A 9,363-nucleotide genomic window follows, 5' to 3' on the forward strand; every position below is an offset into this window, starting at 1 on the left:
ACCTGCGGGGGCGCCGGCGCCCGCGGCCACCGACGCCCCCGCAGGTGGCTTCGCCCCGCCGTCGGCGCCCGCCGCCGCTGCCTGGCAGCCGCCGACGATCGCGCCGGTGGAGACAGCGCCAGCACCAGCAGCAGCAGCACCTGCACCAGCGCCAGCGCCAGCACTTGCACCTGGACCTGCAGCTGCACCTGAAGCTGTCTCCGCTCCCGACGCCCCGCGTGCGGTCCTCATGATCGACAACGGCGAGCGGATCGAGGTGCGCAGGGCCACCCTCATCGGGCGCGCGCCCGCGACCGGCGACGGCGATGGCGACGCACAGCTCGTGCGGGTCCCCGACGAGACGCGCTCGGTGTCCAAGACCCACGTCGCGATCCTGCTCTCGCGTCGCGGCGTGGTCGCCGTCGACCGCGGCTCCACCAACGGCAGCTCGATCGTGCGCGACGGCGCGGAGCACCCGCTGACCCCGGGGCACCCCGCCGAGCTGCGCGCCGGCGACGTGCTCCGCTTCGGCGACCGCAGCCTGCGCGTGGAGCAGGCATGACCCCCGGCGCCCGCGCGGCCGCCGCAGACACGACAGCGCGCGAGCGCCGCCCGGAGGAACCCCGATGAAGGTCAAGCTCACCCTGCGCCGCCCCGGCGCACCGCTCACCGACATCGTCGTCACCGCCGACTCCACGGCCACGGTCGCCGACGTCGCGCATCACATCGCGACGACGGATCCGCTGCGCGCGATCCGCGTCGGGCACGGCGAGACGCTCACGCTCTCGGTCGCGCCGCCCACGAGCGAGCGCCTGGTGACGCTGAACCCCGACCTCGCGATCGGCGACGCCCCGGTCGGATCCGGCTTCCTCGCGGAGATCGTGAACCTCGGCGCCGACCGGATCGAGACCGGCACGGCGGGCGCTCGTCCTGCGGCGCACCTGCAGGTGCTCTCCGGTCCCGCTGCCGGCCAGGAGTTCTCCCTGCCGATCGGTCATTTCGTGATCGGTCGCGAGGCTACCGCCGACGTGCACCTCGCCGACCCTCTCGTCTCGAAGAAGCATGCCCGCATCGAGGTCGCCGGAACGTTCGTCGAACTGGTCGACCTGAATTCCGCGAACGGGATCCTCGTCGACGGCGGCCTGATGCAGCGGCTCCGGGTGATCCCCGGGCAGCCCTTCACGCTCGGCGACAGCGAGATCGTGGTGCGCCTCGTCGGTGACTTCGACGGCAGCGCCGCGGATCAGGATCCGGTGCTCGAGCGCGGCGGTGCGCTGCTCTTCAACCGCAGCCCGAGGGTCGAGGAGCGGTTCGCCGGCGAGGAGGTGGATGAGCCGCGCTACCCGCGGGACCAGGTGCAGCGACTGTTCCCCTGGCCCATGCTCGTCGCCCCGATCCTGCTCGCGGTGACGATGTGGGCGGTGACCGGGCGCATGCTGTCCCTGCTGATGGCGGCGGCGAGCCCGATGATGATGTTCGGCAACTTCATCTCGCAGAAGACCAACCTCGGCCAGCGCCTGCGCAAGGAGGCCGAGCTGTTCGAGGACCAGTTCGAGCGCCTCGAGGAGAAGCTCTACCACGCGCGCCCGCGCGAGCATGCGGTGCGCAACAACGAGGTGCCGGCGGTCGCGGTCGTGTTCGACGAGGCGATGCGGCTCGGGCCGCTGCTGTGGACCCGCCGTCCGGAGCACTGGAACTTCCTCGCGGTGCGACTGGGCACCTGCTCCGACCTGTCCCGCACGACGATCACCCGCACCGAGGCCGCAGAGGCGCTGCCCGAGTTCGTGGAGCGGGTCGACCGCCTCGAGGAGCGCTACCGCGTGATCGAGGACGTGCCGATCCTCGAGTCGCTGCAGAGCGTGGGATCCCTCGGCGTCGCCGGTCCCACTTCGGTCGCGGGCGATGCGCTGCGGGGCCTCGCCGTGCAGCTGTTCGGCATGCACTCGTCGAACGAACTCGTCGCGGTCGCGCTCACCGAGCCCGGCTGGGCGAACGAGCTTGATTGGCTGACCTGGCTGCCGCACACCTCGAGCGAGCGCAACCCGTTCAAGGAGATGGCGCTCGCGGACTCGGCGTCCACGGGAACCGCGCTGCTGAACGGTCTCGAGGAGATCGTGATGCGCCGCTCCACGGCGGCAGCGTCGCAGCGCCTGCCCTACGGGGACGACTGGGATCCGATGCGCTACGGCACCGACGTCAAGCGCGCCGCCGAGGAGTCCGCGTTCGAGGGTCAGGCGGCGGTGCTCGTCATCGTCACCAACGATGCCCCCGTCGATCGCGCCCGGCTCACCCAGATCCTCGAGCGCGGCGCAGACGTCGGCGTCTACGCCCTGTTCGTCGCGCCCGTGGTGGAGGCGCTGCCGGCGGCCTGCCGCAGCTTCATCGATGTGACGGCCGGTCTCGAGCACGCGAGAGTCGGCACGGTCCGCAGCGGCATCGCCTACCCCGACGTCAGGGTCGAGGGCGTCTCGCACGCCTATATGACCATGTTCGCCAAGCGTCTCGCCCCGGTCGTCGACGCCTCGACGGTCGTGGAGGACTCCTCGGACATCCCGAACTCGGTCATGTTCCTCTCGCTCGTCGGATCCGAGACGGCTACGGATCCGACCAGCGTGATCGACCGCTGGCGGCAGAACAACACGATCATCGACCGGTCGGGGGCGCCGCAGTCGCGGCTCAAGAAGGCGGGCAACCTGCGCGCCATCATCGGCCAGTCGCAGACCGACGCGATGACCCTCGACCTGCGCACCCAGGGCCCGCACGCCCTCGTCGGCGGCACCACCGGTGCGGGCAAGAGCGAGTTCCTGCAGGCGTGGGTGCTCGGCATGGCCGCCGCGCACAGCCCCGACAGGGTCACGTTCCTCTTCGTCGACTACAAGGGCGGATCCGCGTTCGCCGACTGCGTCGACCTCCCGCACACCGTGGGTCTCGTCACCGACCTCAGCCCGCACCTCGTGCGCCGCGCCCTCACGAGCCTCCGCGCCGAACTGCATCACCGCGAGCACCTCTTCAACCGCAAGAAGGCGAAGGACCTGCTCGAACTCGAGAAGCGCCGCGACCCGGACACCCCGCCCGCGCTCGTGCTCGTGATCGACGAGTTCGCCGCCCTCGCCGGCGAGGTGCCGGAGTTCGTCGACGGCGTCGTCGACATCGCCCAGCGCGGGCGCTCCCTCGGCATCCACCTGATCATGGCCACGCAGCGTCCCGCCGGCGTGATCAAGGACAACCTCCGCGCCAACACCAACCTGCGCGTGGCGTTGCGCATGGCCGACGAGTCCGACTCCAAGGACGTCGTGGACGACGCCGTCGCCGCGTCCTTCCCTCCGTCGATCCCCGGCCGCGGCATCGCGAAGACCGGCCCAGGGCGTCTCGTGCCGTTCCAGTCCGCCTACGCGGGCGGCTGGTCCACGGACGAGGAGCAGGTCGCCGACGTGCGCGTGGCCGAGCTGCGGTTCGGATCCACCCAGCTCTGGGAGCCGGACCAGGAGCCCGAATCCGACAGCCACGACGGGGACCTCGGGCCCAACGACCAGAAGCGGATCGTCGCGACGCTCGTCGCGGCGGCGACGCATGCCGGCATCCCCGCCCCGCGCCGGCCGTGGCTCGACGACCTCGAGCACGCGGTCGACATCCGCGATCTCCCCACGCTCGGCGACGGGCAGATCCTGCTCGGGAAGACCGATGTGCCCTCCCGTCAGCTGCAGGAGCCCACGTACTTCGTGCCGGACCGCGACGGCTCCCTGCTCGTGTACGGGACGAGCGGCGCGGGCAAGTCGACTGTGCTGCGCACCCTCGCGATCGCGGCGGGATCGGATGCGGCCACGAACGTCGAGGTGTACGCGCTGGACTTCGGATCCGGGGCGCTCAAGAGCCTCGAGATCCTGCCGCAGGTCGGATCCGTCATCTCCGGCGACGACGCGGAGCGCGTGCAGCGCATCCTGCGCTCGCTCGCGCGCGTGCTCGACGACCGCGGCAAGCGGTTCAGCACCGCGAACGCCGCGAGCCTCACCGAGTACCGCGAGCTCACCGGGATCGACGAGCCGCGCATCCTGTTCCTGCTCGACGGGTTCCCGCAGTTCCGCAGCGAGTGGGAGTCGACCACGGCGCGGATGCCGTTCTATCAGACGTTCATGCGCATCCTCGGCGAGGGGCGCCCGCTCGGCGTGCACGTGATCGCGACCGCCGACCGCTCCGGATCCGTGCCCACCGCGGTCAGCGCGAACGTGTCGCGCAAGGTCGTGCTGCGCCTCTCCGACGAGTCGGGCTACGCGATGCTGAACGCCCCGAAGGACGTGCTCGACGAGCGCTCCGCACCGGGCCGCGCGATCGTGGACGGGCTGGAGACGCAGATCGCGACCCTCGGCGGCACCCCGAACGTGGCGGAGCAGACGAAGCTGCTCGAGGCGATGGCCGCGGAGCTGCGCTCCGCGGGAGCCCGCGAGGTCGCCGAGATCGGATCGCTGCCGACGCGGCTCTCGGCCACGGCGCTTCCCGACCGCATCGGGGAGTTCCCGGTGCTGGGCGTCGCGGAGGACACGCTCGCCGCACGCGACTTCGACCCGATCGGCACGTTCCTCGTGGCGGGGCCGCCGCTGTCGGGAAAGACCACGGCGCTCAAGGGCATCATCACGTCCATGCGCCGCTTCGACCCCGCGGTCAAGCTGTTCCACTTCGGCGGGCGCCGATCCGTCCTCAAGGACTACGCCGACTGGACCCGCAGCGCCACCACGCCAGAGGCGGCCAAGGAGCTCGCCGCGGAACTCGCGGAGCTCGCCGGAGACGAGTCGATGCCGGTGCGGCTGCTCGTCGTCGTCGAGGACGTGCCGCAGTTCGCGGACACCCCGGCCGAGCGCGACATGAAGGCGCTGTTCCAGGCGATCAACCGCAGCGACCACCTGCTGATCGGCGACCTCGACGTCACGCAGGCCACGAGCGGGTTCGGCTACATCGGCGACTTCAAGGCGGGCCGCAAGGGCATCGTGCTCAAGCCGGATGCCTTCGACGGCGACGCCGTGTTCAAGGTGCCGTTCCCCAAGGTCAAGCGCACGGACTTCCCCGAAGGGCGGGGCATCTTCGTGCAGGCGGGGCGCCAGGTGATCATGCAGCTGCCGTTGGTGGAGGGGGAGACGCTGGTATGAGCGAGAAGACCGTGCTGACCTTCGACAAGACCGCGCTCACGGCGCCCGTGGATCGCGCTGCCGCGCGGGCGGAGGCGCAGGCGGCGCTCGCCGCCGAGGGCGGCGGAGTCACGGCGCGGAGCTTCGCCTCCCGCACCTGGTTCGTCGGAGTGGGAACCGCCGTCGGCATGGCGCTGATCGCCGCGGCCGCCGTCCTCGTCCTCATCATGATCGTGCGCCTGGCCACCGGTCACGGCGTCCCCCTTCCGTTCGCCGTGCTGGCCTGGGCCGTCCTCGCCCTGCCGTACGCCTACCGGCGGATCGTCCGCATCGCTCCGCAGCTGCGGGACGCGGACGACCGCTGGTACCGGCTGCGCCGCTTCGCTCCGGCGAACGGGCTGACGCACGCGCTGCGCGAGGCCGATCCGCAGCGCCGTGCCGCCGTGTTCGAAGCCGCGGAAGGTCCGCAGCTCGATGATCCCGTCACCGCGAGCCGGCCGCGGCCGCTCGAGGTCGCGAACCTCAGCTTCCACATCGGCGGGGGGCGGGCCCGGATGGACATCGCGATCGCCTATGCGCGATTCACGGTGCGGACCGCCCTGCCGGCCCTGGGCATCCAGTCGGTGACGGCGCGGGGCGGAGCAGCCTGGCGCCCGCAGGCTCCGCAAGCCGTCATCGCCGTGGACGAGGAGTTCGACAAGCGCTTCCGTGTGTCCTGCGCCCCCGAGGACGCGGCCACCGTGCGTGCTCTGCTCGGGGCCGACATGCGTTCGGCTCTCGTCGACGTCTGCGGGGACGCGGACGTCCAGGTCGTGGGCGACGAGGTGTGGTTCTTCGCGCGCCAGGACCTGCGGCTGCAGGATCCGGTCGTCTGGGAGTGGGTGGAGGACCTGTCGGCGTTGCTGGATCGCACCCTCGATCCGCGTCCCGAGGCATCCGTGCGTTCCGATCAGGACACGGCGCGCGCGCTCCGCCGCCGGAAGGTCCTCCGCGGCGCAGGCGCTGGACGCCCGTTCGTCCTCGGTTGTCTGGTCCCCCTTCTCCTGGCCGCCATCGTCGTCGTGATCGGCGCCATGGCGGGGTGACGCCGCAGATGCATGCCCGGAGCGGCGCACATGCATGGGGAGTGCTCCCCATCGCGGCGATCCGAGGCCGTGGATATGTTGGGCTGACCGGCGAGAAGGGATGCGCGCATGGGTGTGAAGGTCAGGTACGACGAGCTGGGTGGTCTCTCCACCGAGCTCGACCACATCGTCAAGGAGTTCGAGGACGCGGGAAGTCGTCGTCGCGACCTCAAGGACGCCGTGGGCGACCCCTACGGCGATGGAGCGCTCCGCGAGGCGGCCGATGACTTCGAGGGACGCTGGGATGACCGCCGCAAGGCCCTGATCGAGAACTGCAAGACGGTCAAAGACCACGTCGACGGTGTGATCCAGGGCTTCAAGGACTTCGACGTGAAGGCCGCGCAGGGCGGCGACAAGGGGGGCAAGTGATGTCGGCCACGCCCTACATGCCGTACCAGACTCCGAGCGGCAAGCACCCCATCGAGCACCTCGAGGGAAAGCCCGACGAGATCCAGGCGCGGGGGAAGCAGATCACCGATCTCGGAAACGAGATGAACAAGGCCTGGAGCCTCATCAGCCGTCTCGTCGACGACGGTGCGGACATGGAGGGCGAGTCGATCGACAAGCTCCGCGAAGTGGCGAAGGAGGTCAGCGGCGATCTCGGCAAGGGCGGCGAGCTCTACGTCGCCGTCGGCCCGCACATCAGCACCTACGGGCATGCCGTCGAGACCTCGCAGCCGCGGCTGAACAAGCTGGCGGACGAGCTCGAGAAGAAGTGGCAGGAGTACTACCAGGCGGACGGTGACGCCTCGTCGAAGCACTCCGGCCTGCCGGACAAGCCCGACCCAGACGCGGAGCAGTCCGACAAGGACGACTTCGCGAAGAAGGAGGGCGCCGCGAAGGCCGCAGCCTCGCACGCCTCCTCCGTCAAAGGCGAGTGGGACGACCTCGCCGACGACTACGACCGGGAATGGAACACCTGGCACACCGCGTACGAGACCGCCGTGCACAACATCAAGGAGGGCATGAGCGGCAAGATCAAGGACTCCTGGAGTGACAACGTCAAGGGGTTCCTGAACGACATGGCCGACGTGCTGACCGTGCTCGGTCTCGTCGTCGGCATCCTCGCGCTGATCTTCGCGGGTCCGTTCGTCCTGATCGGCGCGGTGATCGCCGGTGCGATGCTCGCCGTGCAGATCGCGAAGTTCGCGATGGGCGACGGCGATGGGCTCGGGCTCGCCTTCGCGATCGTCGGCTGCATCCCGTTCATCGGACCCGCCTGCCGGTTCTTCAAGTCCTTCGCCGCGCCCGCCGCGGCGGGCATGCGCTTCAGCACCGCCATGAACACCCTGAAGGCGCCCGTGGCCGCCACGTTCGGCGGCAAGGTGCTGGACTTCACCACGGGACTGTTCTCCGGCAAGGGCGCCACGGAGTGGGGCGAGTTCATGGCGTCGGGGACGAAGATCTTCGACGCCGCCGCCAAGGCGGGGAAGACCATGGGGCCGGGCGGCTGGGCCTGGGCCGGCGAGACCTTCGGCACCGTCAGCGCGACGGGCGTCGGAATCGTGAGCAACCTCTACTCCGCGGCGACGGGCACCTACGACCGCTTCTTCAACGACCTTCCGACGAAGTACGTGCGCTGATCGGGGCCCGTGCGAGTGCCGGCTTCGAGTGGGAGCCGACGCCCTGCGGGAGCCGTCGGGGGCGGATCCCGGTGGATGAGAGAGTGGAACCATGAGTGATCTGCGCAATGAGCTGCTCGGTCGCAGGACCCCGGCGATGCCTCCGTTCCGGATGCTGCTCCCCTCCGGATGGCTCGCGTTCGACCTCTCCGAGGAGAACGAGGACCGCGTCATCTCCCAGGGGCTCGCACGGTTGGCCGCGAGCGGGAACGGCGGGATGTCGGCGACGATCGGGCCGATGCTGCGCGACGCCTTCGCCTCGCTGCGCCGGCAGAACGGGTTCGCCTACGCGATCCCCGGGGAGGCGGCCCCGACCTGGGCGGTCGGCCCCGCGAGCATCATCGGGCTCAAGCGCGCCTCCACCCCGGAGGTGACGCTGGACGACGTGGTGATGCACGTCGTGGCCGAATTCGGTGCGGCCCCGCTCGGAGGCGACGAGCGCATCCTCGCGTGGGCGGAGACCCGGACCGTGACGGTCCAGGGCGAGCAGGCGCGCGCTCTCACACTGAACTACCTCATCCCGATCCCGGGCACGCGCCGCACCCAGGCGGTGCAGTGGACGGTGACCACCGCGTGCGCGCCGGATCTTCCCGAGGATGCGCCGGGCCTCCAGCAGTGGAAACTCCTGTTCGACGTGCACATGGCGACCTTCGCGTGGGTGCAGGAATGAGCGCTGCCGGAAGGACGAGGAACCGGTCGCTGCGGCCGCACAGGCAGAAGGCGAGCGACGCATGACAGACCTGCGGATGACGTTCCCCGCGGAGAACGCGATCCCGGTTCCCCGACGCATCGACGACGCGGCGGGCCGCGCCGCCTGGGCGGCGGAGCGGGCGGCGGGCTTCTCGACCGTCCGGCAGCCGGTCGAGAATGCGCAGGAGCGGATCGCCGCCGCGCTGGACGACCTCGCCAGGCTCCGAGACGACGACTCCGCCCTGTTCCTCCTGGTGAGTGCCGACGCCTCCGTGCTGGCCCCGTTCACGGTGTACCGCACGGCCGCGCCGCTGTCGCGCGACGAGCTCGCCGGGTTCCTCTCGACGGCCGACACCGTGCTTCCGCCGACCGGGCTGATCACGTCGTCCGAGGGCCTGGGGGACGGCTTCTCCTCCTCGCTGCTGCATGCGCACGGCGAAGGGCAGTACGCGACGCGTCGCTGGGCGTTCTTCGGCCGAGGCCATGATGTGCTGGCGGTCCTCGGCCCTGTCGTGCCGCTCGGGCTCGCACAGACCGAGCAGCTCGCGGAGCGCATGCTGGAAGAGGCGGTCGTCGAGGGCTTCGAACCGGACGCCGATCCCGGACTCCTGGACGCGCTGATGGCCGCGACCGCGCGGGACGGCGACACCTGGCCCGTGCCGAACCCGGGATGAGGGCATCCGCGGGATCATGAACCCGTGACACGGGGTATGGGTAGTGCTGCCCATCGACGGGTGTGGTGGGGGTTGTTAGGTTCGTTGTGTCGGGCCGGGGTGGTCCGGTCCAGTGATTACCGGAGGTGTTGACGATGGCCGATTTCGGTGCGTCTTA

The 9,363-nt window shown here is 70.6% G+C and carries 8 protein-coding genes; 7 read left to right on the forward strand and 1 reads right to left on the reverse strand.

The window, feature by feature from the left end; genetic code table 11:
• Window positions 1–188: hypothetical protein (locus RS86_RS20875; protein WP_045270183.1), on the reverse strand; the 188-nt coding region annotated here is incomplete at its 3' end.
• A 41-nt stretch (window positions 189–229) separates the two neighbouring features.
• Between RS86_RS20875 and RS86_RS00185 the strand changes: the two genes are divergently transcribed.
• From RS86_RS00185 to RS86_RS20530, 7 genes are all read left to right on the forward strand, one after another.
• Complete coding sequence (locus tag RS86_RS00185) at window positions 230–541, forward strand: FHA domain-containing protein (RefSeq protein WP_045270184.1); 312 nt, start codon at window positions 230–232, stop codon at window positions 539–541.
• Between the two features lie 64 nt (window positions 542–605).
• The gene (locus RS86_RS00190) at window positions 606–5,117 is read left to right on the forward strand and encodes an FtsK/SpoIIIE domain-containing protein (protein ID WP_045270185.1); all 4,512 of its coding nucleotides are present in this window, start codon (window positions 606–608) and stop codon (window positions 5,115–5,117) included.
• Window positions 5,114–6,181 carry a hypothetical protein gene (locus tag RS86_RS00195; protein WP_045270186.1) on the forward strand — a complete coding sequence of 356 codons (1,068 nt, stop codon included), beginning with the start codon at window positions 5,114–5,116 and terminating at the stop codon, window positions 6,179–6,181. Before RS86_RS00190 ends, RS86_RS00195 begins: the two co-directional genes overlap by 4 nt.
• A 108-nt stretch (window positions 6,182–6,289) precedes the next feature.
• Window positions 6,290–6,589, forward strand: a complete 300-nt coding sequence (locus tag RS86_RS00200; RefSeq protein ID WP_045270187.1) for a hypothetical protein — start codon at window positions 6,290–6,292, stop codon at window positions 6,587–6,589.
• Window positions 6,589–7,803 carry an A24 family peptidase gene (locus tag RS86_RS00205; protein ID WP_045270188.1) on the forward strand — a complete coding sequence of 405 codons (1,215 nt, stop codon included), beginning with the start codon at window positions 6,589–6,591 and terminating at the stop codon, window positions 7,801–7,803. Before RS86_RS00200 ends, RS86_RS00205 begins: the two co-directional genes overlap by 1 nt.
• Before the next feature lie 91 nt (window positions 7,804–7,894).
• A complete protein-coding gene (locus tag RS86_RS00210; protein WP_045270189.1) occupies window positions 7,895–8,512 on the forward strand; it encodes a hypothetical protein in 618 nt (205 codons plus the stop codon).
• Between the two features lie 61 nt (window positions 8,513–8,573).
• Window positions 8,574–9,206: a hypothetical protein gene (locus RS86_RS20530; RefSeq protein ID WP_045270190.1), complete on the forward strand. Its 633-nt coding sequence runs from the start codon at window positions 8,574–8,576 to the stop codon at window positions 9,204–9,206.
• The last annotated feature ends 157 nt before the right edge of the window (window positions 9,207–9,363 follow it).

The organism is Microbacterium azadirachtae, from assembly GCF_000956505.1.
Taxonomy (GTDB): Bacteria; Actinomycetota; Actinomycetes; order Actinomycetales; family Microbacteriaceae; genus Microbacterium; species Microbacterium azadirachtae_A.

Coding starts and splice junctions, on each gene's coding strand:
- RS86_RS00185 (WP_045270184.1), top strand. CDS start 230: ATGATCGACAACGGCGAGCGGATCGAGGTGCGCAGGGCCACCCTCATC.
- RS86_RS00190 (WP_045270185.1), top strand. CDS start 606: ATGAAGGTCAAGCTCACCCTGCGCCGCCCCGGCGCACCGCTCACCGAC.
- RS86_RS00195 (WP_045270186.1), top strand. CDS start 5,114: ATGAGCGAGAAGACCGTGCTGACCTTCGACAAGACCGCGCTCACGGCG.
- RS86_RS00200 (WP_045270187.1), top strand. CDS start 6,290: ATGGGTGTGAAGGTCAGGTACGACGAGCTGGGTGGTCTCTCCACCGAG.
- RS86_RS00205 (WP_045270188.1), top strand. CDS start 6,589: ATGTCGGCCACGCCCTACATGCCGTACCAGACTCCGAGCGGCAAGCAC.
- RS86_RS00210 (WP_045270189.1), top strand. CDS start 7,895: ATGAGTGATCTGCGCAATGAGCTGCTCGGTCGCAGGACCCCGGCGATG.
- RS86_RS20530 (WP_045270190.1), top strand. CDS start 8,574: ATGACAGACCTGCGGATGACGTTCCCCGCGGAGAACGCGATCCCGGTT.